General features: G+C 60.8%; 21 protein-coding genes and 3 pseudogenes. 14 read left to right on the top strand and 10 right to left on the bottom strand.

Annotated elements, in window-relative coordinates:
- Positions 1-19: 19 nt before the first annotated feature.
- Together AACY44_RS25890 and AACY44_RS25885 are read right to left on the bottom strand one after the other, a co-directional pair.
- A complete protein-coding gene (locus AACY44_RS25890) occupies positions 20-313 on the bottom strand; it encodes a DUF3077 domain-containing protein (RefSeq protein ID WP_339414986.1) in 294 nt (97 codons plus the stop codon).
- Positions 314-605: 292 nt separating this feature from the next.
- Positions 606-692 (bottom strand): annotated as a pseudogene (locus AACY44_RS25885) (outer membrane lipoprotein carrier protein LolA); the annotation flags it as partial.
- A gap of 59 nt (positions 693-751) precedes the next feature.
- On the opposite strand from AACY44_RS25885, the gene AACY44_RS25880 reads away from it, so the two are divergent.
- Positions 752-1,342: a YceI family protein gene (locus tag AACY44_RS25880; RefSeq protein WP_339414985.1), complete on the top strand. Its 591-nt coding sequence runs from the start codon at positions 752-754 to the stop codon at positions 1,340-1,342.
- Between the two features lies 1 nt (position 1,343).
- A complete protein-coding gene (locus AACY44_RS25875) occupies positions 1,344-2,501 on the top strand; it encodes a phospholipase D-like domain-containing protein (protein ID WP_339414984.1) in 1,158 nt (385 codons plus the stop codon).
- Between the two features lie 64 nt (positions 2,502-2,565).
- Here AACY44_RS25875 and bglX read toward each other — a convergent pair whose 3' ends face one another.
- Positions 2,566-4,857: a beta-glucosidase BglX gene (gene bglX / locus AACY44_RS25870; protein ID WP_339531341.1), complete on the bottom strand. Its 2,292-nt coding sequence runs from the start codon at positions 4,855-4,857 to the stop codon at positions 2,566-2,568.
- Positions 4,858-5,101: 244 nt separating this feature from the next.
- Here bglX and AACY44_RS25865 point away from each other — a divergent pair, with 244 nt between their 5' ends.
- From AACY44_RS25865 to AACY44_RS25850, 4 genes are all read left to right on the top strand, one after another.
- Entirely contained in the window at positions 5,102-5,713 is a 612-nt protein-coding gene (locus tag AACY44_RS25865; RefSeq protein ID WP_049709565.1) for a LemA family protein, read from the top strand.
- Positions 5,714-5,731: 18 nt separating this feature from the next.
- Entirely contained in the window at positions 5,732-6,451 is a 720-nt protein-coding gene (locus AACY44_RS25860) for a TPM domain-containing protein (protein ID WP_339414982.1), read from the top strand.
- Positions 6,452-6,479: 28 nt separating this feature from the next.
- Entirely contained in the window at positions 6,480-7,097 is a 618-nt protein-coding gene (locus AACY44_RS25855) for a TPM domain-containing protein (RefSeq protein ID WP_339414981.1), read from the top strand.
- A 215-nt stretch (positions 7,098-7,312) separates the two neighbouring features.
- Entirely contained in the window at positions 7,313-8,530 is a 1,218-nt protein-coding gene (locus AACY44_RS25850) for a class I SAM-dependent methyltransferase (RefSeq protein WP_339531339.1), read from the top strand.
- Between the two features lie 33 nt (positions 8,531-8,563).
- Here AACY44_RS25850 and AACY44_RS25845 read toward each other — a convergent pair whose 3' ends face one another.
- The 6 genes and pseudogenes from AACY44_RS25845 to AACY44_RS25820 form a co-directional block, all read right to left on the bottom strand.
- Positions 8,564-9,463, bottom strand: a complete 900-nt coding sequence (locus AACY44_RS25845) for a DMT family transporter (protein WP_339414979.1) — start codon at positions 9,461-9,463, stop codon at positions 8,564-8,566.
- A 207-nt stretch (positions 9,464-9,670) separates the two neighbouring features.
- Positions 9,671-12,235, bottom strand: a complete 2,565-nt coding sequence (locus tag AACY44_RS25840; RefSeq protein WP_339414978.1) for a TonB-dependent receptor — start codon at positions 12,233-12,235, stop codon at positions 9,671-9,673.
- Between the two features lie 127 nt (positions 12,236-12,362).
- Positions 12,363-13,337, bottom strand: a complete 975-nt coding sequence (locus AACY44_RS25835) for a FecR family protein (RefSeq protein ID WP_339531336.1) — start codon at positions 13,335-13,337, stop codon at positions 12,363-12,365.
- Positions 13,334-13,873: an RNA polymerase sigma factor gene (locus AACY44_RS25830; RefSeq protein ID WP_339414976.1), complete on the bottom strand. Its 540-nt coding sequence runs from the start codon at positions 13,871-13,873 to the stop codon at positions 13,334-13,336. Before AACY44_RS25830 ends, AACY44_RS25835 begins: the two co-directional genes overlap by 4 nt.
- 121 nt (positions 13,874-13,994) lie before the next feature.
- A pseudogene (locus AACY44_RS25825) lies at positions 13,995-14,180 on the bottom strand (dihydrodipicolinate synthase family protein); the annotation flags it as partial.
- Positions 14,181-14,351: 171 nt separating this feature from the next.
- Positions 14,352-15,368, bottom strand: coding sequence for a DUF4917 family protein (locus tag AACY44_RS25820; RefSeq protein WP_339414975.1), 1,017 nt, complete (start codon positions 15,366-15,368; stop codon positions 14,352-14,354).
- Positions 15,369-15,493: 125 nt separating this feature from the next.
- Here AACY44_RS25820 and yiaY point away from each other — a divergent pair, with 125 nt between their 5' ends.
- The 6 genes and pseudogenes from yiaY to AACY44_RS25790 all read left to right on the top strand — a co-directional run.
- A complete protein-coding gene (gene yiaY / locus AACY44_RS25815; protein ID WP_339435932.1) occupies positions 15,494-16,642 on the top strand; it encodes an L-threonine dehydrogenase in 1,149 nt (382 codons plus the stop codon).
- 92 nt (positions 16,643-16,734) lie between these two features.
- Positions 16,735-17,427 carry an NAD(P)H-binding protein gene (locus tag AACY44_RS25810; RefSeq protein WP_339531334.1) on the top strand — a complete coding sequence of 231 codons (693 nt, stop codon included), beginning with the start codon at positions 16,735-16,737 and terminating at the stop codon, positions 17,425-17,427.
- Entirely contained in the window at positions 17,427-18,338 is a 912-nt protein-coding gene (locus AACY44_RS25805) for a LysR family transcriptional regulator (RefSeq protein WP_339455674.1), read from the top strand. Before AACY44_RS25810 ends, AACY44_RS25805 begins: the two co-directional genes overlap by 1 nt.
- Positions 18,339-18,451: 113 nt before the next feature.
- Positions 18,452-19,645, top strand: a complete 1,194-nt coding sequence (locus AACY44_RS25800; RefSeq protein ID WP_339438008.1) for a CaiB/BaiF CoA transferase family protein — start codon at positions 18,452-18,454, stop codon at positions 19,643-19,645.
- Entirely contained in the window at positions 19,642-20,583 is a 942-nt protein-coding gene (locus tag AACY44_RS25795) for a hydroxymethylglutaryl-CoA lyase (protein WP_339438009.1), read from the top strand. Before AACY44_RS25800 ends, AACY44_RS25795 begins: the two co-directional genes overlap by 4 nt.
- Positions 20,584-20,719: 136 nt before the next feature.
- Positions 20,720-21,259, top strand: a pseudogene (locus AACY44_RS25790) (MFS transporter); the annotation flags it as partial.
- On the opposite strand, the gene AACY44_RS25785 reads toward AACY44_RS25790, so the two are convergent.
- Positions 21,260-21,748: a DMT family transporter gene (locus AACY44_RS25785; RefSeq protein WP_339414970.1), complete on the bottom strand. Its 489-nt coding sequence runs from the start codon at positions 21,746-21,748 to the stop codon at positions 21,260-21,262.
- 77 nt (positions 21,749-21,825) lie between these two features.
- On the opposite strand from AACY44_RS25785, the gene AACY44_RS25780 reads away from it, so the two are divergent.
- Together AACY44_RS25780 and fos are read left to right on the top strand one after the other, a co-directional pair.
- Positions 21,826-22,743, top strand: a complete 918-nt coding sequence (locus AACY44_RS25780) for a LysR substrate-binding domain-containing protein (RefSeq protein ID WP_445261136.1) — start codon at positions 21,826-21,828, stop codon at positions 22,741-22,743.
- 13 nt (positions 22,744-22,756) lie between these two features.
- Positions 22,757-23,167, top strand: a complete 411-nt coding sequence (gene fos / locus AACY44_RS25775) for a fosfomycin resistance glutathione transferase (RefSeq protein WP_339414969.1) — start codon at positions 22,757-22,759, stop codon at positions 23,165-23,167.
- Positions 23,168-23,309 lie beyond the last annotated feature (142 nt).

The raw sequence follows: 23,309 nt of genomic DNA, 5'->3' as shown, positions 1-23,309 counted from the left end.
TACATCGGGCGCGTATTACTTATTGCACAGGTGGAGTGCCGGGCTGCATCGCCAGCAGCAGGTCATCGATGATGGCTTTGCCCATTTCGCCCAAGTAATGCGAGGCGAACGCAAACCTCTCGGCCCTTGGGTCCATGGCGGCTTCAAGGGAGAGCATTTTGGCGTAGTAGAGCACGTGGGAGGCGTGTTCGAGGGCTTCCACAAGAGGAACCCCGGCGTTGACGCGGAACAGTTTCAGGTGGCTTTTGTTTTCTCCGCAGTCTGCGAAGGTGGCGGCGCCGATGGTTTCGGCTGAGGGTATTTCGTACGGCATAAGCTTGCTCCTTTGGTACAACCAAAAAAGCTGCCAGTCACGATTCCAAGCGTGGAGGTGGCAGCTGTACGCAGGTTGGAATCCGAGAAGAAGCGACTCGGCAGGCACAAGGCCTCCCACGTACAGCCGCCATAAAGCACAAACAGCGGGCACAAAAAAGCGCCGACTGATTGCATGACGACGCTGTAGCGTCTTCTTTCTCGGGATTCCACGCCCGGTCGCTGATGAGCAGCGACGTGGCAGAGGTTAACGCTATGCGAGCGACGTCGCAACCCGGTGGCAAATGGCTTTTTGTAGGAGCGAGCTTGCTCGCGAAAAGCCCGAGAGCGCCGTTGGGTGTCAGGTTCCCCGTGTCATCGTTAACGTTTTTCGCGAGCAAGCTCGCTCCTACAGGAGGGCTTTGCTACTGTTCGCGCAGGTTTTCTTATCCGAGTCTTTATGTTCAACGCGTCTTTAATCAAGCCCCTGGCCTTCGCTCTCTTGGCCGCCTTTGCGCTGCCCGCCCACGCCGACTGGTACCTGGATAACGAATCCTCGCGCCTATCGTTCGTTACCACCAAAAACACCGAGATTGCTGAAGTCCACCGCTTCCTAGTGCTGCACGGCAAGGTCGACAGCAAAGGTGCGGCGCAGTTGGAAGTGGAAGTGGAGTCGGTCAACAGCGGCATTCCGCTGCGCGATGAGCGCATGCGCAATCAGCTGTTCGAGATCAAGACCTTCCCCGAAGCGTTGATCAGCGCACAGATCAATCTGCAACCCATCAATGATCTCGCGCCCGGAGCGCAGTTGGAATTGCGCCTGCCGCTGTCCGTGACCCTGCATGGCAAAACCCAGACCTACAGCGCCGAGTTGCTGGCCACGCGCTTGGACGACCGACGTTTCCAAGTGGTGACCCTGGAACCGGTGGTGCTGCATGCCGAAGATTTCGATCTGGCGCCGGGTGTGGCGGCGTTGCGCAAGGCGGCGGGGCTTGCGTCGATCAGTTTGTCGGTACCGGTGGGTGCGGTGCTGATCTTTACCGCGCGCTGACATGAGCGGCGCGGTGTTTCCATGGCGCAGCGCCAATCGGTTCGAGTTGCTGATCGACGGCCCGCAATTCTTCCCGCAGATGCTGGTGGGCATCGCCCGCGCCGAGCGGCAAGTGGACCTTGAACTCTATCTGGTGGAAGCCGGGGCCTGCGCCGAAGCGCTGGTGCAGGCGCTGGTGCAGGCGACCGAGCGTGGCGTGCAGGTGCGTTGCCTGTTCGATGATTACGGCAGCCTGGCGTTCACCCTCGGGCTGCGCAAACGCTTGACCGACGCCGGTGTGGCGCTGCGTTTCTACAACCGCCTGAGCTGGCGTCGCTGGATGCGTAACTTTTACCGCGATCACCGCAAGCTGTTGCTGATCGACCAGAGCATTGCCGTGGTCGGCGGCACGGGGGTGACGGATGAATTCTGGACGCCGGGCCAAGACACCGCCGACTGGCATGAAGTGATGGTGCAAATCAGCGGCCCGCTGGTGCTGGACTGGCAGGCGCTGTTCGACCGTCAATGGCACGCCAACGCAGCGCGCCGGGAGTGGAAGCCCTCCACTCACTTTGGTTTGCCGCGTTTGCCCAAGTTGCCGGCGACTGGGCCGGGCCTGGGTCGTGTGGCTTACGCCGACGCCCGTCAGCATCGCGATATTTTGCAATCGCTGATCCGCGCCCTGAATAACAGTCACCAGCGCATCTGGCTGGCCACGCCCTATTTTCTGCCGACCTGGAGCGTTCGTCGCGCTTTGCGCCGCGCGGCCGGGCGCGGGGTGGATGTGCGTTTGCTGCTCACCGGCCCGCGCACCGATCACCCGTCTGTGCGTTACGCCGGGCACCGTTATTACCCGCGTTTGCTGCGCTCGGGTGTACAGATCTTTGAGTACCAGCCGTGCTTTCTGCACCTCAAAATGGTGCTGGTGGATGACTGGGTCAGCGTTGGGTCGTGCAACTTCGATCACTGGAACCTGCGTCTCAACCTGGAGGCCAACTTGGAGGCGTTGGACCCTGAGCTGACGCTGGCAGTTAAAGAGAGTTTTGAACGAGATTTTGCCCAGAGCCAGGTGGTGAGCCTGGAGGCGTGGAAGTCGCGGCCATTGTGGCGGCGGGTGAAACAACGGGTGTGGGGATGGGTTGATCGGTTGGTGGTGAATTTGCTCGATAGACGCGGTTAAGAAGAATACCGCTAAACAAATGTGGGAGCGGGCTTGCTCCCACATTTTTTGACCGTGTCAGGCTTCAGAGCAATTCAAACGTCTGCTGCTGCACCTCCTGGGAGTCCAGGCCAATCTGCACGTTGAACTCACCCGGCTCCGCGGCGAACTTGAGCTGGGTGTTGTAGAACTTCAGGTCTTCCTCGGTGATGGTGAAGTGCAGCGTGCGCTCCTCACCCGCCTTGAGCATGACCTTCTGGAAGTTTTTCAACTCTTTGATCGGGCGGATCATCGAGCCGGCCACGTCCTGGATATACAACTGCACCACGGTTTCGCCATCCACCTTGCCGGTGTTGGTCACCGTGACACTGGCGTCGAGCTTGCCGGTCTTGTTCAGCGTGGTGGACGACAGCGCCATGTCCGACAGGGTGAACGTGGTGTAGCTCAGGCCATAGCCAAACGGGAACAGGGGCCCGGTGGTGTCATCGAAGTACTGCGAGGTGTAGTTGCCCGGTTTGCCTGGGGTGAACGGTCGGCCGACGGTCAGGTGGTTGTAGTAGGTCGGAATCTGCCCCACCGAGCGTGGGAACGTGATCGGCAGCTTCCCCGACGGGTTGTAGTCACCAAACAGCACGTCGGCGATGGCGTTGCCGCCTTCGGTGCCGGCGAACCAGGTTTCCAGGATCGCATCGGCCTGTTGATTCTCTTCAACAATCGACAGCGGGCGGCCGTTCATCAACACCAGTACCAGCGGCTTGCCGGTGGCTTTCAAGGCCTTGATCAGGTCGCGCTGGCTTTGCGGGATGTTCAGGTCGGTGCGGCTCGAGGATTCGTGGGACATGCCACGGGATTCACCCACGGCAGCCACCACCACATCGGCATCCTTGGCGGCCTTCACGGCCTCGTCGATCATCACGTGGGCAGGGCGGGTGTCGTCCACCACTTCCGGCGCATCGAAGTTGAGGAAGTTCAGGTAGTCGACCACGGCCTTGTCGTTGGTGATGTTGGCGCCACGGGCATAGATGATCTTGCCTTTATCGCCGATCACCGCGTTCAAACCGTCGAGCAGCGTCACCGATTGCGCAGGCCGTCCGGCGGCGGCCCAACTGCCCATCATGTCGATAGGCGCCTTGGACAGCGGGCCGACCAGGGCGATGGTCGCGGATTTTTTCAGCGGCAGGGTGTTGTTCTGGTTTTTCAGCAACACCAGGCTGCGGCGTGCGATGTCGCGTGCGTCGGCACGGTGCAGGCGGCTTTCGGCGTAGGTGTCGGCCGGGTCATCCTCGGCCTTGCCGATGCGCAGGTACGGGTCCTTGAACAGGCCCATGTCATATTTGGCACCGAGCACTTCGCGCACGGCGTTATCGATGTCGCTCTGTTCGATCTCGCCGGACTTGAGCAGCCCCGGCAATTCCTTGGCATACAACGAGTCGTTCATGCTCATGTCGATGCCGGCCTTGATCGCCAGCTTGGCGGCTTCGCGCCCATCCTTGGCCACGCCGTGCTTGATCAGCTCGAAGATCGCGCCATGGTCGCTCACGGCCACGCCCTTGAAGCCCCAGTCCCGGCGCAGCAGGTCGTTCATCAGCCAGGTGTTGGCGGTGGCAGGCACGCCGTTGATCGAGTTCAACGCCACCATCACGCCGCCCGAACCGGCCTTGATCGCCGCGTGGTACGGCGGCAGGTAGTCCTGGTACATCTTGACCGGGCTCATGTCGACCACGTTGTAGTCGCGACCGCCTTCCACCGCGCCATACAGGGCGAAATGCTTGACGCTGGCCATGATGCTGTCGGCATTCGCGGGGCTCACGCCCTGGAACGCCTTGACCATGACGTCGGCGATGCGTGAAACCAGGTAGGTGTCCTCACCGAAACCTTCGGAGGTACGGCCCCAACGCGGGTCGCGGGAGATGTCGACCATCGGCGCGAAGGTGATGTCGAGGCTGTCGGCGGCGGCTTCCTGGGCAGCGATGCGCCCGGAGCGGCCGATGGCCTCCATGTCCCAGCTGGACGCCAGGGCCAGGCTGATCGGGAAGATCGTGCGGTGGCCGTGGATCACGTCGTAGGCGAAGAACATCGGGATCTTCAGCCGGCTGCGCATGGCCGCGTCCTGCATCGGACGGTTTTCCGGGCGGGTGATGGAGTTGAAGGTGCCACCGATACGGCCGGCGGCGATTTCCTTGCGGATCAGCTCGCGGGGCATCTCGGGGCCGATGCTGATCAGGCGCAATTGGCCGATCTTTTCGTCCAGGGTCATCTGCTTGAGCAGGTCGCTGACAAAGGCGTCCTTGTCTTTAAGCGCAGCAGGCTTTGTTTCTGCCCATACGGGGTGACTGGCCAGAGTGGCAACAAGGCCGAGCAAACACAGCTTTTTCATGAATATCCTTTTTCGGCTCACTGCACAGCATTGGGGTGAATGCTGATCGGCCAAAATGTGGGGAGCGTCTATTGTTGTTCGGGTGTTGTTCAGATAAATGCAGCACACTCTGAACTCTTGTTCGCGCTGGGCATCTTTGTAGCTGATTGGCTCGATGCATTCCAGTGGTGGCGGATTATGCCCCAAGCGCGTGGTGTATAGGGTTAGTCGTAACATTCCATCAAGATTGGGCAGGAGAAACACCATGCAAGCAGCACAAGGTTACCGCTGGGGCTTGAAAGCCGCGGTTTTGCTATTGATCAGCAGCGTGCTGAGCGGTTGTGGCATCAACAACATCCCGACCCTGGACGAACAGGCCAAGGCCGCCTGGGGCCAGGTGCAGAACCAGTACCAACGCCGCGCCGACCTGATTCCCAACCTGGTGGAAGTGGTCAAGGGCTACGCTGCCCATGAACAGGACACGCTCACCGCCGTGATTGAAGCGCGGGCCAAGGCCACGTCGATCCAGGTGGATGCCAGCACCCTCGACAATCCGGAAAAACTCAAGCAGTTCCAGCAAGCACAGGATGGCTTGAGTGGTGCACTCAGCCGTTTGATGGTGGTGTCCGAGCGCTACCCGGACCTGAAGGCCAACCAGAACTTCCTGGCCCTGCAATCGCAGCTTGAAGGCACCGAAAACCGTATTGCCGTAGCTCGCCGCGACTTTATCCAGGCCGTGCAGGCCTACAACACCGAGATCCGCACCTTCCCTGGCCGTCTGTGGCACAGCGTGATGTACAGTGACTTGCCGGTCCGCGCCACGTTTGAGGCCACCAGTGCCGATGCCGATAAAGCGCCGCAAGTGAAGTTCAAATAAAGCTGCATTGAGGTGTCGATGCGTTTATTACGGATAGGCCTGGCGCTGTGGCTGTTGGCCTGTGTGGGCGTGGCCCAGGCAGCCCTGACCTTCCCGGCGCTGACCGGGCGGGTGGTGGATAACGCCGATATGATCGACGCGGCCACGCGCCAGCAGCTGACACAGCAGCTGCAGGCGCTGGAACAGACGTCCGGCGACCAGATCGTAGTGGTCACCGTGCCTGACTTGCAGGGCGTACCGATTGAGGACTTCGGTTATCAACTGGCTCGCCAGTGGGGTATCGGCCAGAAAGGCAAGGATAACGGCGCGCTGTTGATCGTCGCCCGCGATGAGCGCAAATTGCGCATCGAAGTCGGTTACGGCCTGGAAGGCGTCCTCACCGATGCGCAGTCGTGGGTGATCATCAATCAGGTGATTGCACCGGCGTTCAAGGCCGGTAACTACAGCAAAGGCATCAGCGAGGGCGTGTCTGCGATGGTGCAAGTGGTGGGCGGAGAACCCTTGGCCGTGCCAGCCCATGTGGCGGATGGCAACTTTGCCAAGGATAATCCCGGGCTTTCCATCGGCCTGTTTGTCCTGCTGATCGGCGTGCTGTGGCTGTGCAACCGGATGGGGCTGCCGGTGGGTGCGATCCTGCTGTCGATTCTCAGCAGCAGCGGGCGCGGCGGTGGTGGCGGTGGTGGTTTCCGGGGCGGCGGCGGCGGCTTCGGCGGCGGGGGGGCCTCGGGCGGCTGGTAATGACAATAATGAGAGAGCACCTACAACCATGGCATTACTGACTGAACACGAGCAGCGCCAAGTCGCCGAAGCGATCGCCCGCGTGGAAAAAACCACCGACGCCGAACTGGTGACCGTGCTGGCCGCCCGCGCCGATGACTACGCCTACATCCCGCTGCTGTGGGCGAGCCTGATCGCGTTGGTGGTGCCGGGCGTGGTGCATTACGTGTCGGGTTACCTGAGCATGTACACCTTGCTGTTGGCGCAATGGGCGACATTCATCGTGTTGTGCCTGGTGTTCCGCTTGCCCAAGGTCACCACGCGCTTGATTCCGCGTTCGGTGCGCTACTGGCGCGCGTCCAACCTGGCGCGGCGGCAGTTCCTGGAGCAGAACCTGCACCACACGCTGGGCAGCACCGGTGTGCTGATTTTTGTCAGCGAGGCCGAGCGCTATGTGGAGATTCTGGTCGATGACGGGATTTCCAGGCACCTGGATGACAGCAGTTGGGACGCCATCGTCAAGGCGTTTACCCAGCAGGTAAAACAGGGGCAGACGTTGGCCGGGTTTATCAGTTGCATTGAGGCCTGTGGTGAATTGTTGAAGGTGCATGTGCCGGTCACCCAAACCCGTAATGAACTGCCGAATCGCTTGGTCGTACTCGAATAAAAATGTGGGAGCGGCGGTTCGACGCTTCGACTTGTTCGCGAACGCGCAGTGTCAGTCAAGACATCCGTCGACTGATACACCGCATTCGCGAGCAAGCCCGGTCCCGCATTGGATTGTGTTATCCAGTCCAATGACCGTTGATCAAATAACCCCGTGCCCTAAACCGCCATCCCCCCTAAAATGCCCGGCATTCCCTGCCCGAGGCGTTTTTGTTCATGTCTGTCACCGCTCAACCTGCCCGCCCTGCGCCGGACCATCACGCCGAGTTCATCGAACTGCTCAGCGCAAGCCTCGCGCAAAACGCCTTTATCAAGCTGGTGCTGGCCAAATACGTCGGTGAAGAAGCCGAGCTGCAGCGGCTGATCATCAAACCGGTAGTGGTCAAGGAGCAGGCATGCCTGTCCTTCGTCTACCGCTACAAGACCCGCGACATCACCAAAAACTTCCCGTTGGCAGAGGCCGTGGCGGCGATTGCCGAGCTGCTGCCGGCGCAGTTCAAAAACGCCCACCTGCTGTCGCTGACCGACGAAGCCCAGTTGGAATACAGCAAGAAGAACAAAAGCTCGCTGTTCAAAAGCAAGCCGCAGCAATTGCGTGAGGCGCCCTCGGCCGAGCATAACCGCGAGAAAAATCGTTTCCTCGACCTGAGCCGGCCGTTTCTCGCCGACCTGGGTGTGACCGACGCCAAGCAGGCGCTGATCCCGTCTATGTCGCGCAAATGGAAGCAGATCAACAAGTTCATCGAAGTGTTCAGCCATGCGCTGACCTCATCCCCCTTGAAACTGGACCAACCCGTACGCGTGGCGGACTTTGGTTCGGGCAAGGGCTACCTGACGTTCGCCATCCACGACTACCTGCGCAACACCCTCAAGGCCGAGGGTGAGGTGACGGGCGTCGAGCTGCGCGCAGACATGGTGGCCCTGTGCAACACCGCCGCCGCCCGCCTGGAACACCCCGGGCTGGTGTTCAAATGTGGCGACGTGCGCAGCGTGGCGCCGAGCGAGCTGGACGTGATGATCGCCCTGCATGCCTGCGACATTGCCACTGACTATGCGATCCACACCGGCATCCGCTCCGGCGCGTCGATCATCATGTGCTCGCCGTGCTGCCACAAACAGATTCGCCTGCAGATCCAGAGCCCGGCGCTGCTTAAACCGATGCTGCAATACGGCCTGCACCTGGGCCAGCAGGCGGAAATGGTCACCGACAGTTTGCGCGCGTTGTTCCTGGAGGCCTGTGGTTATGAGACGAAGGTGTTCGAGTTCATCTCGCTGGAACATACCAACAAGAACAAGATGATCCTCGCGGTGAAGCGCGCGGAGCCGATGGACAACGCGCAGTTGCTGGAGAAAATCCAGGAACTGAAGGCGTTCTACCACATCACCGAGCACTGCCTGGAAACCCTGCTGCGCGCGGATGGGTACCTGACCTGAGCACGATGCGAATCAAAATGCGGGCTCCCATATTCAGGCCGCGCTCGGCTTGGGAGCTGGCGCAGGCTGCACCGCCGTCTTGCGCCCCAGCATCACCGTCACAATCACCCCACACGCAAATACCCAGGTAATCGGCTCGATGTGTTCACCAAAGAACAGTGCCGAGAGCGCGATGGTGAAGAAGATCTGCAACAGCTGAATCTGACTGACCCGTGCAATCCCGCCCATGGCCAACCCGGCATACCAGGCGAAGAACCCCAAAAACTGCGAGAACAGCGACACATAACCAAACGCCCACCACGTGCGCATGGAAATCGCCCCTTGATGCTGCGCTGCCAAGTACCACACCGGGCCGATCAACACCGGCGTCGACAGTACCAGCGCCCAGCAGATCACCTGCCAGCCACCCATCTGCTTGGCCAGTCGCCCGCCTTCGGCATAACCCAGGCCGCCCACGGCAATCGCGCCAAGCATCAGCAGGTCGCCCGTTTGAATACTGCCGGCCCCGGTGATCAGCGCATAACTCAACACCAGTGCACTGCCCAGCGCCGCGCAGGCCCAGAAGGCTTTTGACGGCCGCTCATGGGACAGCCACGCCGCATACAGCGCTACGCACAACGGTTGCAGACCATTGACCAGCGCGCCATGGGACGCTGGCAAGGTTTGCATGGCCCAGGCCGACAGCACCGGAAAGCCCAGAATCACGCCCGCGATCACCAGGCACAGCCCGCGCACCTGACGCCAGCTCGGCCAGCGTTCGCGCCGCCACAACAACAGCGCTGCCGCCGGGATCGCCGCGAACAGCGCGCGGCCCAGGCCGTTGAGCAACGGGTGCATTTCCTGCACCACGATGCGGGTGAAGGGCAGGGTCAGGCTGAAGATGATGACGCCCAGCAGGCCGAGGGCCATGCCGGTGTTTTCGCGCGAGCTCATAGGGAAGAACCGAAAACTGGAGGGTTTCAAGGGAAACCCATCTAGCCACAACCCCCGCTGATTGCGGGTCTACAGCTGGGTGAGGATTTATCCGTACAGTTGAGTCCCGGGTGGGGGGAGTGGGAGCTGGCTTGCCTGCGATAGCATCACTTGGGCCTACCTGTTACACCGAGGTGTCTGCATCGCGGGCAAGCCCGGCATCCACATTTAGAAGAAGCGCGTGATGCTGATCTTGGCGTTGCGCCCTTCGCTGTAGACGCCCTCGCCGCTGAGGGCCGGCTGGTAGCTGCGGTTGAACAGGTTGTCGACGGTGAAGTTGATCTCGGTGCCTTTGAGGCCGGCTTGCTGCGGTTTCCAATTGGCGAACAGACCCTGGGTGTCGTAGCTGGCGTTCTCGGTTTGGTCGTAGATAAAGTCGCCGATGCTGGAGTTGAAGCCGCCTGGGTAAATGTCGGTGGGCACGCGATCGGTCTTGCGCACGAACTGGCCCTGCCAGCCCACTTGCGCGTCCCAGCTCGGGATTTTGGTACCCAGCACCACGACCCATTTGGCCGGTGGAATATCGCGTGCCCACACATGACGGTCGGTAGCCCAAGGGTTGGTGTAGGGGTTGTCGCGTTTACCTGTAGCCCAGGAGTAAGTCACAGAGCCGAACACGTATGTCGAGTCGTAGTAGCTTTCGAGCTCGACGCCCTTGATGGTCATGCCGCCGACGTTGCGATAGTTGGTTCTGGACGCCGTGTCGGTGCACACCGAATTGATATTGCCCGGCACGGTCATTTGCCGTTCGCAGCCGATGCCGGTGGCCTTCATGATCTCGTCTTCGATGCGGTTGTGAAACAGCGTGGTGCGCAGTTGCAGGTTGTCATCGCGGGTGAAGATGCGCGAGAAGTTGGTGACGTTGCCCACGGTAATCGCCGTAATGCGCTCGGGCTTGAGGTTGAGGCTTGTGGCGCTGCGCGTGCTGGCGGCGCCTTGTACTTCATACTGTTCATCGATGACCGGCGCACGCCACGTGCGGTTCCAACTGGCGAAGAAGGCCACATCCGGGGTCACGTTCCAGAACGCGGCCAGGCGCGGTGACCATCCGGTGTAGGTGCGGTCGCTGTAGTCATGGCCGACGCGCGGGTCCGGGTTGCTGTAGTACGGCGCATCGTTGGCTTCGCCGCGGTTACGCACGTGGTCATAGCGCAGGGACGGGGTGAGGGTCACATCCCCAAGCGTGATCGCGTCCTGCAGGTAGAGCGAATTTGTGTCGACCTTGCCGTGCGGCATGAAATACGGCTGGAAATGCCCATAGTTGTATCTGGCGGTGTTGTAGGTCGCGCCCGGCATCCAGCTTTCGGTTTCGCGGTCGTGCTTGCGGATCTGCACGCCAGTGGTCACTGCGTGTTCCAGCGGGCCGGTGGTCAACAGGCTGATATTGCGCAGCTCAAAGATGCGGTCTGCGTAAGACGTTTCCATCTTGCGTCCACCGGTGCTCAGACCCATCACTGCATTTTCGGCGCGTTCGTCAGTCTGGTCGGTCTTGGAGAACGAGTAGCTGAGCTTCAAGTCGATCAATGGGTTGTTCAGCGGCTGGTACTGGTATTTGCCCGACCAGGTGGTGTCCACGGTTTCACGGTCGGCCAGGAAACGTATCAGAGCGCCTTTGTAGCCATACCGGTCGATCGCCGATTGCGTTGGCGGTGACGGGTAGGATTTAGCCGAGAACGGCGCCATGCGCTCGCTTTTGGCACGGGAGTAGGACAGGCCCATGCTGTGTTCGTCGGTAAAGTGGGCATTGACCTTGAACAACTTGCCCTCTACATCCTGTGCACTGTTGGGCAGGCGCTTGGGGTTGATCGGGTATTTATTGCGCGGGTCGGGCGGCGTGCCGGCGAGCTTCAAGTCGTCGCCGTCGCGCTTGGTCAGGTAAATCAGGCCATCCATGCGACCATCGTCGGTGCGGCCATATACCGCGCCGCTGTACACCTGCTCGTGAGTGTTGCTGGAGTAGCCATACTTGGCCATCGCCCCGGCGTTACGCCCGTCCTTGAGCAAGTCTGGCGCATCCTTGGTGGTCATGTTGACCGTGCCGCCGAAGCCGCCGTTACCGGTGAACGGCGAGTAGGGGCCTTTCTCCACCTCAATGCTTTTGATCAACTCGGGCTCGATGAAGACCGTGCCTTGTTGATAGCGCTCGAAGCCACTTTTGGTTGCGCCATCCACGCTCATCGGCACATCTTCTGCATCGCCCATGCCGCGAATGTTCATGGTCTGGCCACCTGGCTTGGGTGAGCCGCCCATGAACACACCGGGCAAAGTCTGCAGCAGTGAAGGGATGTTGTCGGGCTGATAACGGTCAATATCGGCCTGGCTCAAGGTGGAGCGGCCTACGGTGCTGGCGTCGACCTCGGTACCGGTGCCGATCACGCTCAGGGCGTCCAACTGAATCGCACCGCTCTGGGTGGTTTTCGCCTCTTCGGGCCTTACCACATAGGTGTTGCCGACTTTGATCAGCATGAATTCACCATTTTTCAGCAAGGTGCGAAGCGCCACTTCCGCGGTGAAGTCACCGTCGAGTGCCGGCGCTTGCACGTTCCTGAACAGCGCTTCATCGAACAACAGCTGGATTTTCGCCTGCTGCGCTACCTGGCTCAGGGATGTCGCCAGCGCCTGGGCGGGCAGCTTGAATGGCTCGGCTTGGGCATTGAGGCTGAATGCCAGGCAGGTGGCGATGAGGGTTGGTCGAAGCAACAGGTGCGAAGCGTGGCAAGGCGCGCGAAACATGAAATCCCCCGGTGTGGCCAAATGGCCGAAAAGGCGTGCGTGTCGAATGCAGACCGGAGGAAGACGGGGCAGATAAAAAAATCCACACCTGCAAATGAAAAATATTCTCAAATAAGAATTTGCGCGGTTATTTGCCCGGTTCGATTTTGATAATGCCGTCCGCCGACGCCACGGTTTTCACCGGTAACAGGGCGGGCAGGGCGTTGAGCAGGGCGTCTGGATCATTCACATCAAGATTGCCCGAGACCTTCAGGTGCGCCACGGCGTTGCTGACCTGCAACGGTGCCTGAGGGCGATAAAGGCTCAACTCGTCGATAAGGCTGGCAAGTTCGCGGTTGCGAAACGACAAGTGTCCACTGCGCCAGTCAGCGACCTCCTCGAAGGGAAGGGTTTGCTGCTGCAACGTACCATTGGCATAGCGGTAGATAGCACGTTGCTGGGCGCCAAGCAGCGTGACCGGGCTTTTTGCATCCGGCTCGAAAGCGACCTGGCCATGGGCGACGCTGATCACCAGTTGCTGTTGGCTGCGGCGCACGTCAAAGCCGGTGCCGACCACGCGCACGCTCGCTTCACCCGCTTGCACGAACAACGGTCGTTCCTTGTCGGCGGCCACTTCGATATACAGCTGGCCCTTGTCCAGGTGCACGATGCGCTGGTGCGCGCTGAAGTCCACACGTACGCGGGTGTTGGCATTCACATACAAGGTGCTGCCGTCGGGCAGGTTGAGGGTGCGCATGCCTTTGGCGTGCGCCGCCACTTGGGTGTGATACAGCTCGCGGGGCGCGCCGATGTGGGGCGCCAGCACCGCGCACAGCAAGGCGGCGGCCACGGCCAGGGCCAGGGCTGGGCGCCATACCGACGGTTTGCGCTTGGGCAGCGTCACGGGCTTGTTCAGTTGCTGTAACTGTTCCAGGTCGGCCCACAGTTGCTCGAATTCGGCATAGGCGCGGGCATGGGCGGGCTCGGCCTGCCAGGCGGCAAACGCTTTGCGCTCGGCGCGCCCCGTATCATTGCGGTTGCGGGCAAACCAGCTGGCGGCTTGGGCATCGATGGCGTCGCTGGCTTCGATGTCCAAGAGCTCGGTGTCGCTCAGGCGATTCATTCTGGCTGCTCCGTGCCGGGTTCTTGTTGAAGGCGTCGCTTGCAATGCAGCAGGGCAAAAGCGATGTGTTTTTCCACCATGCTGGTGGAAATGCCCATGCGCTCGGCGATCTGCGCCTGGCTCAAGCCTTCGAAGCGGTGCAGCATAAGGGCTTCTCGCCGGCGGGGCGAGAGTCCGGCGAGGACTTCTTTCAACTGTTCCAGCCGTTGCAAGCGTTGCGCGGCGGCCATGGGGTCGTTTTGCTCGTCGGTGACAGGTTCCGCGTCCATATCGGCCTGATCAACGTGAACGCAGTGCCGCACCTTCTGTTTGCGCCAGTGATCACGCAGCAGGTTGCGCGCCATCTGGAACAGAAACGCCCGTGGCTGCTCGACCTTGGCCCGGTCGCGGTAGTCCAGCCACTGGGTAAAGACATCCTGCGTCATGTCCGCCGCGTCGCTGGCGTTGTCCGTGCGTCTGCGCAGGAAATACAGGATATCTGTATAAAATCCGCGAAAGGCATCGGCCGACAACGGGTCGGGCTTGGGACGAGACATGGATATCCTTCTTGAGGAAGCACGATTTGGAAAAGGTCGTGAATGATATCGAGAATTATTGTTATTTGTCTCTCTGTAACAGATGTCCTCAGTCAAAAATGTGGAGACGTTCCTGTGGGAACACGATCGGCACGCCGATGCTGTCGCCAATCGCTGCATAGTGGGCGAGGATTTCCGCTTCGCTGAGCTTCCAGTAAGACGCCGACAGCACCATCACTGCATCGGCGCCATTGGCTTCGGCGTAGCGGGCGCGGCGTACGGCCTTCGCGGTGGTCAGGTCGCAGACGCTGATGAGGGTCGGTCCACGTATTATCCGCCAGGGTGTTTTGCATCTGGACCAGTGCCTGCAGGCGCAGTGCTGGTGGTCGTTCACAGCGCCGAAGAGTGACGCGATTCTGATTTGAAATGCAGTGCAATGTGGGAGCGGCGGTGCGACGATTCGACTTGCTCGCACAGTTGATCTTCTTCGTTCAGGGGATCAGCGTTCGACAGGCACTGACAGCGCCGTATTACCCAATGGATGCGTGCGCGCCGCGAAGAACTTCAGTTCAATTCCAGACCCGTCAAACAACGCTGAATACCGCCGTTTCTGCTGGCGGATAAACCCATCGCTGCGCCCCGAAACCGAGATCGCCAAAGTCGTCAGCTTTGCCTGGCGAATCGCATCCACCAGATGCTTATCCTGCGACCCCAAGTCATGGCCAAAGATGCACAGCGCGCCCTCATGCGTCAGCAACTGCTCATAGCAAAACGACAGATAGTCCGAGCTGCGGATGGTCTTGAGCTTCTCCTCAACCTTGCCTTCGCTGACAAACAGCGGCACATCATCGAGGGTCTTGATCGTGTTGTTGATGGCAAAACTGCTGAGCAACGTGCTCTCGGTGGTCGGCAATTTGCGCGCGGTGCCATCAAGGTTGCGCACCAGGTGCAGGCCGCCATGCAGGTAGAGGATGCGCGTGGCGTCGGTGCGGGTGTTGCGCAGGTCGAAGCTGGCGTCGGCGCTGCGAAACAAGTCGTCGATGCCCGGCGTGTGCAGGATCGCCCAATAGTTGAGCAAGTCGTAGTTACTGGTGAACACCGTGGCGTAATTGGCCAGCTCGCTGTTGATCGTCGCCAACGTAGACGGCTGCACCAGTCTCCACGGGATATGCACGGTGTGGATCGTATTGATCAAGGCTTCCTTGATCGCGTAATAGCGATTACGCGGCGCCGCCGAGCTCACCGCCAGGGCCTTGTTGACTCGACTGGTGGTTTTCAACGCACCCAGCGCTTGCTCGAAACTGCGGGTGTGCAGGGCATCGAACACACTGAGTTCGGAGGGGCTCAGGGGTTTTTCTTCGATGGTGCGCGCGTTTTCGAACAGCGAATCGTAGGCAAAGTCTTCCCAAATCGCTCGGCTTGCGCCGTTGCCGATCAGAATCCCGCTGAAGTCGGTGCTGCTGCGCAGTGCGCTCCAGTCTTCAAGGTGGGCGTCAATATCCTGGAAATCCTTCATTGCGGCGGGTCTACTCGAAATCGGCTGGACGGTGACTTTATCACGAGCGGGTGTTGATCCTGATCAAGATGGCGTAGGCAGGTGAGGTCGATGCTGTAGGCATAAACGTCATACGAGGATTCGCCATGAGCAGCACCTTCTTCATTCCCGCCGTCAACATCATGGGCACCGACTGCCTCGACGAAGCCATGATCGCCATCCGCAACTACGGCTTTCACAAGGCACTGATCGTCACCGACGCCGGCCTGGCCAAGGCGGGCGTCGCGAGCATGATCGCCGAGAAACTGGCGATGCAGGACATCGACTCAGTGATCTACGACGGCGCCAAGCCCAACCCCAACGTGGAAAACGTCGAGAAAGGCCTGGCGCTGTTGCAACAGAGCGACTGCGACTTCGTGGTGTCCCTGGGCGGCGGCTCGCCCCATGACTGTGCCAAGGGTATCGCCCTGTGCGCCACCAACGGCGGGCATATCGGCGACTACGAAGGCGTCGATCAGTCGAGCAAACCGCAACTGCCACTGGTGGCCATCAACACCACCGCCGGCACCGCCAGCGAGATGACCCGTTTCTGCATCATCACCGACGAAACCCGCCACGTGAAAATGGCCATCGTCGACCGCAACGTCACACCGCTGCTGTCGGTCAACGACCCGAGCCTGATGGTCGGCATGCCCAAGGGCCTCACCGCTGCCACCGGCATGGACGCCTTGACCCATGCCATCGAAGCCTACGTGTCCACCGCCGCCACACCCATCACCGACGCCTGCGCGATCAAGGCCATCGAACTGATCAGCGCCAACTTGCGCCTGGCCGTACGCGACGGCAGCGACAAGACTGCACGGGAAAACATGGCCTACGCGCAGTTCCTCGCCGGGATGGCGTTCAACAATGCATCGCTGGGTTTTGTTCACGCCATGGCGCACCAGTTGGGTGGTTTCTACGACCTGCCCCACGGCGTGTGCAATGCGGTGTTGCTGCCCCACGTACAAAGCTTCAACGCCAGCGTCAGCGCCAAACGCCTGAGCGACGTGGGCCGCGCATTGGGCGCCGACATCAAGGGCATCACCGACGAAGAGGGCGCACAAGTCGCCATCGCCGCGATTCGTAGCCTGGCCTCGGACGTTGAAATCCCGGCGGGCCTGCGAGAATTGGGCGCCAAGTTGCAGGACATTCCGCTGCTGGCTACCAATGCGCTCAAGGATGCCTGTGGTTTGACCAACCCACGGCGGGCGGATCAGCGTCAGATTGAGGAGATCTTTCGTAACGCGTTCTGAATGGGGTAGTTATGAGCTGCAAGCGGTAAGCTACAGGCTGAACTGCATTCAACTTGAGCTTGAAGCTTGCGGCTTGCCGCTGAGGTCCCCCTATGAGAGTTCTGCTATTCGGCGCCACCGGCATGGTCGGTCAGGGCGTGTTACGCGAGTGCCTATTGGCCGCCGACGTTCAGGAAGTCATCGCCGTGGGCCGCACGCCCTTGACCCAGGAACACGGCAAGCTGCATCAGGTGTTGCACGGCGACATGCTGGATTTCCAGCCCTTGGAAAACCTGCTGCAAGGTTTTGATGCGTGCTTCTTCTGCCTCGGCGTTTCGTCGGCAGGGATGAATGAAACCAAGTACACCCGCCTCACCTATGACCTCACCCTGGTCGCGGCCAGCACCCTGGTCGCGGCCAGCACCCTGGCGCGGCTCAGTCCGCAGATGACCTTTATCTATGTATCCGGCGCCGGTACCGACAGTTCCGAGGCGGGTAAGTCGATGTGGGCGCGGGTCAAGGGCAAGACCGAGAATGCCCTGCTGCGCCTGCCGTTCAAGGCGGTGTATCTGTTTCGGCCGGGGGTGATCCAGCCCTTGCATGGCGTGCGCTCGAAGACGCCGTTGTACCAGACCTTCTATTCGGTGCTCGGGCCGTTGTTGTCGTTTGTCCGGCGGATAAAACCGGGTTGGGTGGTAAGCACCGAGACCGTCGGCCGGGCTATGTTGCAGGTGGCGAGTCATGGTGCGTCGCAGCAAGTGGTGGAGCAGGCCGAGATCAATCGGTTGGCCAGCGAGCGTCGCTGATGATGCACAAAGGCCTGGTGCGTCGGCTGGACCTGATCACGCTGCAATTGTTTGTCGCGGTCTTTGAGGAAGGTACGCTGACCCGTGCCGCCAACCGTGAAGCCATTGCCGTTTCGGCTGCCAGCAAGCGTTGGATGGAACTGGAACAGGTGCTGGGCGTAAGCCTGTTTGTGTGGCGGGCCAAGGGCATGGAGTTGACCGCAGCCGGCGAAACCCTGTTGCACCATGCACGGCAGATGCTGTTCAACGTCGAAAAAATGGGCCTGGAATTGGGCGAACACAGCCACGGCGTGCGCGGCTATGTGCGGATGCTGGCCAATCTGTCGGCGATCATTCAGTTCCTTCCTGAAGATTTGCGGGACTTTTCCGAGCAGCACCCCGAAGTGAAAACCGACTTGGAAGAGCGCCCCAGCAACGGCGTGGTGCAAGGCGTTCTGGATGGCGTGGCGGACCTGGGGATTTGCTCCATTGACACCGACACCAAGGGCCTGCCGAGCGTGACGTATCGGCACGACAAATTGGTCGTGCTGATGCCGGCGGATCATCCGCTGGCAACCCGAGAAACCCTGGCATTTGCCCAAACCCTGGACAGCGATTACGTCGGCCTGCACGCCGCCAGCTCCATCAATATGCGCACCCACGCCGCCGCGCGCGAGGCGGGCAAGATGCTGCGCCTGCGCATTCATGTGCCGGGGTTTGATGCGATGTGCCGGATGGTCCAGGCGAATATGGGGATTGGCATCCTGCCGCAGAAGGCCTATGAACTTTTCGGTCGCGCATTGGGGTTACATGCTGTGCCGTTGACGGATGACTGGTCGGATCGCAGCCTGATCCTGGTGGTGCGTGATGAGGCACAGCTGTCGCCGGTCAGCCGGCTGCTGTTTGACTATCTGCGCAAGATGCCGGTGTAAGCGAATTACAGTGTTCGCCTTTCGCGAACGCGCCTTGCCAACTGACGGTTGGATTTTTTCTGCACCGGCCCTCTAGTCTTGGCGACACATTCCAAGAGTAAGAGGTACACCCCATGACGGCTCCCCTGAACGGTATCAAGGTGATCGAGATCGGCACCCTGATTGCCGCGCCGTTCGCCGCCCGGCTGATGGCCGAGTTTGGCGCGGAGGTGATCAAGATCGAAGCCATGGGCCAGGGTGATCCGCTTCGCAAATGGCGAAAGCTGCACGAAGGCACGTCGCTGTGGTGGTACCTGCAGTCGCGTAACAAGAAGTCCCTGGCGTTGGATCTCAAGTCGCCAGAAGGGCTGGACTTGATCAAGCAACTGCTCGGCGACGCCGACGTCCTCATCGAAAACCTGCGCCCCGGCGGCCTGGAAAAGCTCGGCCTGGGTTGGGATGTACTGCACGCCCTCAACCCCAAGCTGACGCTGGTGCGTATTTCTGGCTATGGCCAGACCGGCCCTTATCGCGACCGCCCTGGCTTCGGTGCCATCGGCGAGGCCATGGGCGGCATTCGCTACACCACCGGCAACCCGGATTCGCCGCCCGCGCGGGTCGGTGTGAGCCTCGGTGATTCCCTGGCCTCGTTGCACGGCGTGATCGGCGCGCTGATGTCGTTGTTGCGGGTCAAGACGGGGCAGGGCGATGGGCAGATTGTCGATGTGTCCCTGGCCGAAAGCGTGTTCAACCTGATGGAAAGCCTGGTGCCGGAATACGACATGCTCGGCCATGTGCGTGAACGCAGCGGCGGCGCCTTGCCCGGCATTGCGCCTTCCAATACCTACCTGACGGCCGACGGTGCCTATGTGGTGATTGCCGGCAACAGCGACCCGATCTACAAACGCTTGATGACCACCATCGGCCGCGCCGACCTGGCTGAAGCCCCAGAATTCGCCCACAACGATGGCCGCGCCGCCAAGAGCAGTTTGCTCGACGCCGCGATCACCCACTGGACCAGCAGTCTGCCCATCGACCAAGTGCTCAGCGCCCTGGAGGCCGCCGAAGTGCCGGCCGGGCGTATCTATTCGGTGGCGGACATCGTCAGCGACCCACACTACCAGGCGCGTGACATGTTGCTCACTGCCGAGTTGCCCGGCGGTGTGTCAGTGAAGATGCCCGGCATCGTGCCCAAACTCTCGCAAACCCCGGGCGGCGTGAACTGGCAGGGCCCGACCCTGGGGCAACACACTGACGAAATTCTCGGCAGCCTGGGCCTGGCCGGCGCTGATATCCAACGTCTGAAAAGCACGGGAGTGGTGCAATGATTTCTGATTATTCCGACCCGCTGATTGTGCAGGAAGTGTCCCCGCGCGACGGCCTGCAAATCGAGCCGACCTGGGTCGAGACGGCCGACAAAATCGCCCTGATCGACCAGCTTTCCCTGGCGGGCTTTTCACGGATTGAGGCCGGTTCATTTGTCTCGCCCCAGGCCATCCCGGCATTGCGTGATGGCGAGCAAGTGTTCCAGGGCATCAAGCGCAAGCCAGGTGTCATCTATGTGGCGTTGATCCCGAATCTCAAGGGGGCGCAGCGCGCTATCGCGTCTAGCGCCGATGAACTGAACCTGGTGATGTCCGCCAGCCAGACCCACAACCTGGCCAATATGCGCATGCGTTGCGAGGCGTCGTTGGCGGCGTTTGGCGATATCGTCAGCGTTGCCGCCGACCACCCGGTGAGGCTCAACGCCAGCATCGCCACCACCTTTGGTTGCCCGTTCGAAGGCAAGATCGACGAAGACCGCGTGCTGAAGATTATCGAGGCCTATCAAGCGCTGGGCATCAAGGGCATCAGCCTGGCCGATACCACGGGCATGGCCAACCCGCGTCAGGTGGCGAGCCTGGTCAAGCGTGTGTTGCAGCGCATAGCTGCCAGTGACCTGACCCTGCATTTTCACAACACCCGCGGCCTGGGTTTGTGCAATGTGCTGGCGGCTTACGAGGCTGGTGCCCGTCGTTTTGACGCGGCGCTCGGTGGCTTGGGCGGTTGCCCGTTTGCGCCGGGGGCATCGGGCAATATCTGCACCGAAGATTTGGTCAACCTGTGCGAGGAAGTCGGCATTCACACCGGTATCGACCTGCCGCACCTGCTGCAAATGTCCCGCCGCTTGCCGGCCTTGTTGGGCCACGAACTTCCTGGCCAGGTGGCGAAGGCAGGGCGCAATTGCGACCTGCACGCGCCGCCGGCCTACATCGCCACGTTGTAACGCTACACCAGACAACAAAAACAATTGGGCGCCTGTGAGCAGCCCGCTGGAGAGAAACCATGAGCACTAATACGTTGGAGGCCGGCGCGCGCCCGGCTGCTGAAATCGATGCCGAAAAAGCCCTGGTCAGCAAGGTCGCCTGGCGTCGTACGGCCTCAACTTCTGGGCACCGCAACTGATCCGCAGCGCGGGCACCCAGAACCCGGTGATGATCGGCCTGCTCACGGCGATTCCTTATGTTTGCGGCGCCATCAGCATGGTGGTGATCGGGCGACTGTCGGACGCTACCGGCGAGCGTCGCAAGTTTGTCTGCGGCCTGGTGGTACTCGGTGCGGTGGGCTTTTTCAGCGCCGGGTTTTTCGCCGACCACACCACCTTCCTGATCATTGCCCTGGGCATGTTGGGCGCTGGCATCATCGCGTCGATCCCGACCTTCTGGACCCTGCCACCCAAGTTGCTGGCGGGCGCCGGCGCAGGCGCGGCGGGCGGTATTGCGGTGATCAATACCCTCGGGCAGTTCGGTGGGATTGTCAGCCCGGTGATGGTGGGGCGCATCAAGGACCTCACCGGCAGCACCACCCCGGCGCTGTATGTGATCGGCGTGTGCGCGTTGTTGGCGGCGGCGCTCTTGCTGTGGGGCCTGCCGCAAAAATTGCGCACCCTCGATAAGGGTTGATCAACCCGTCGTTGCCAGAGCGGGGGCGGGTGTGGCGCTGAACTGAATCAACGCCACGCCGCCGATTAACAACAACGCCCCCAGCACGCGGGGCGTTGTCAGTTGGCGCTCAGCCAGGCCGAACAGACCAAAGTGATCGAGGACCAGCGACGCAAGAATCTGCCCGGCCATGGCCAACGCGATAAACCCCGAGGCGCCGAGCTTAGGCAATAACATCAACGCCAGGGAAATAAAGCACACGCCGAACGCGCCACCCGCCCACATCCACAGTGGCGCCTGGGTGATAAACGTCAGGCTCGGCAGCGGCAGACGCATCGCCATAATCACCGGCAGCAACACGATGATGCTCACCAGCAGCGACGCCAGGGTGGCCCACAACGGGTGGCCGAGCCCGCGCCCGACGGTGGCGTTGATCGCACTCTGAAACGGCACCACGGCCCCGGCAATCACGGCCAGCGCCAATAAACCTACCCAATGTAACGTTGTCATTTCGACTCTCCCAGAGGTTTTGCTGGACTCTAGGTTATTCGTGACGCAAATTTAAATTCCAATTTCTTATGGTGAGCATGCAGCTGATGAATGATCTGCGCCGCATCGACCTCAATCTGTTGGTGATCCTTGACGCCTTGCTCAGCGAGCAACACGTCACCCGTGCCGCCGAGCGTCTGCACCTGAGCCAACCGGCAGTCAGCCATGCGCTGGCGCGCTTGCGTGACCTGCTCGGCGATCCGCTGCTGGTGCGTCAGGGCGGTAGTTTGGTGCCGACCGCTCGCGCGCTGGAATTGGCCACGCCACTGGCTGAAGCCCTGGCTCAGGTGCAAGCCCTGCTGGCGCCGAATCGCTTTGAGCCGGCATCGGCCAAGCGCAGGTTTCGTGTGGCAATGTCTGACTACAGTGCGGCGATTTTCCTACCCGATCTGGTGCGTACGCTGCGCAGTGAGGCGCCGGGTATCGATCTGCAAATCATCCAGGCCAGCCGTGAAGGCATGGTGGAGGGGGTGCTCAATGGCGACCTCGACCTGGCCGCCGGCGTGTTTCCCGACATGCCCGCCGAACTGCGTACTACGCCGTTGTTCGAAGAGCACTACACCTGTCTGGTGGACCGCAGCAGCCTGCCGGAGCGCGGCACGCTGGATTTGCCCGCCTACCTGTCACGTCCGCACGTGTTGTTGGAGATGCGCGGCAGCGGCACGCCGGAAATCGAGCGAGCGCTGACAGCGATTCGTGAGCGTCGGCATGTGGCGATCAGCCTGCCGCATTGGGGCGTGGCGCCGCAGTTGATACGGGGCACGGACCTGATCCTTACGGTGTCGTCCCGGGGCTTGCTCGATATCGATCATCAGCACTTGCTGGCGGTGCTGCCGCCGTTTCATATTCCGTCGTTTGCATTTGAATTGGCGTGGCATGCGCGGCGGGGTGGGGATTCGGGGTTGCAGTGGTTGATTGGGCAGGTGCAGGGTGTATTGTCCGAAGATCACCGCTGACAGGAAAAACAACATGCTCTCAGGCTTTAACCACCTGACCCTGGCCGTCACCGATCTGGATCGCAGCGTCCGCTTCTACCATGAGCTGTTGCACCTTCAGCTCGACGCCACATGGGACGCCGGCGCCTACCTCTCACTGCCGGGTTCATGGCTGTGTTTATCGCTGGATCCATTGCGCGACGCGAATCCAGCCGCCGATTACACCCACTATGCGTTTACCGTCGCTGCGGCTGATTTCGCGGCGCTGATCGAGCGCCTGCGAACGGTTGATGTTGAAGAGTGGCGCGACAACCGCAGTGAAGGCGCTTCGTTCTATTTCCTCGACCCCGATGGCCACAAGCTCGAAGCCCATGTCGGCGACCTGGCCTCACGGCTACGCGCGTGCCGCGAAAAGCCTTATGCCGGAATGACGTTTTACCCGTAGGGCGGGCACGTGCGTAAACGCTCAAGCGCACGTGTTGGCAGGTCGTGCAGGCAGCAAACCAGCCGGATTTTAAGATGACCGTTCGTCGCACTGAAAAGTTTTTTCTAAACCTTTGCTGCCCTGAAAATTCGAATTGAGGGCG

The organism is Pseudomonas sp. RA_15y_Pfl1_P11, from assembly GCF_963970975.1.
In the GTDB taxonomy this organism is placed as follows: domain Bacteria; phylum Pseudomonadota; class Gammaproteobacteria; order Pseudomonadales; family Pseudomonadaceae; genus Aquipseudomonas; species Aquipseudomonas tritici.
This window is presented reverse-complemented; position numbering and strand designations above follow the sequence as displayed.